We start from the raw sequence: 1,041 nt of genomic DNA, 5'->3' as shown, positions 1-1,041 counted from the left end.
GCGTCGACTGCGAACCCTTCGCCGCCGATCAGGCGCTCCCGGATGCAGCGGCGCAAGACGGTCTCGAACACGCGACGGAAGAGATCGCTCTCACGGAAGCGGCCGTGCCTGTTCTTCGAGAACGTCGAGTGATCGGGGACGCCTCCATCTAGACCCAGCCGGCAAAACCAGCGGTATGCCAGATTGAGATGGACTTCATCGCAGAGGCGCCGTTCCGATCGGATGCCGAAGCAATAGCCGATCAAGAGCATCCTGATCATCAGCTCCGGATCGATCGAGGGCCGCCCGATGTTGCTGTAGAACGGCGCCAGCTCCCGCCGTAAGTCCTCAAGGTCGACGAACCTATCGATCGACCGCACGAGGTGGTCGGCTGGGATGTGCCTTTCCAGCGAGAACTCATAGAACAACGCAGCCTGTTCGACTTGCCGATGCCCCATCATGACCTTCAGTCCTGCCCACTAGACAGACTGAATCACCGATATCTCTGCGTCGCAACTGCTGACTTTTTCAACAGAATCGGCCAGTTGCGGACATCGCAGATTCTGTCTGGTATGAAGGAGAGCGCCGAGTTAAAGGCCGTTAAGAGGTAGTCGTGACCCCGTACATTCGAGCTGAGATTACGCGTTGGGTGAGCGACGATTTTCCGGGATTTGTGGAATGCCGATTCACCGACAGGTTCGGCACCGAATGGGTGATGGTCGACAAAGCGCCAATTTTTACAAATCTATCGCTACGGTCCGATAGCCAATTTCCGCAGCCGGCCCTCATTGCGTGTGAGGTTTTAGCGAAGCGCCAAGATGACGCTGGGCGCGAAATTATTGAAATCACCATCAAGACCCCGTGGGGCTTAGAGACCACGGATGGAACGACAAGCTTCCAACTATACGCTGACCAGCTATAGTTTGATGCTACTAGCACTTAGTTGGGCTTGTCTGCTCAGGGTCTTGGTCGTGTAAAAACGGCCTTGCGGACGTCCGTCCTGACCACGAGGACGCGGGCGTTTCTCAGGCTGTGATTGCCGCGATCAACGGCTTGACCCCG

General features: G+C 56.7%; 2 protein-coding genes. One reads left to right on the top strand and one right to left on the bottom strand.

Going from position 1 to position 1,041, the window contains the following annotated elements:
• Nucleotides 1-440 (bottom strand): transposase (locus ACQR13_RS32405; RefSeq protein WP_434863574.1); only part of this gene is annotated, 440 nt, incomplete at its 3' end.
• Nucleotides 441-592: 152 nt separating this feature from the next.
• On the opposite strand from ACQR13_RS32405, the gene ACQR13_RS32400 reads away from it, so the two are divergent.
• Nucleotides 593-901: a hypothetical protein gene (locus tag ACQR13_RS32400; RefSeq protein ID WP_316172815.1), complete on the top strand. Its 309-nt coding sequence runs from the start codon at nucleotides 593-595 to the stop codon at nucleotides 899-901.
• The last annotated feature ends 140 nt before the right edge of the window (nucleotides 902-1,041 follow it).

Origin of the sequence: Bradyrhizobium sp. HKCCYLRH3059 (assembly GCF_051168035.1) — a bacterium.
Taxonomy (GTDB): domain Bacteria; phylum Pseudomonadota; class Alphaproteobacteria; order Rhizobiales; family Xanthobacteraceae; genus Bradyrhizobium.
Note: the sequence above shows the minus strand (reverse complement) of the source record. Positions and strands in the feature narration are given on the sequence as shown.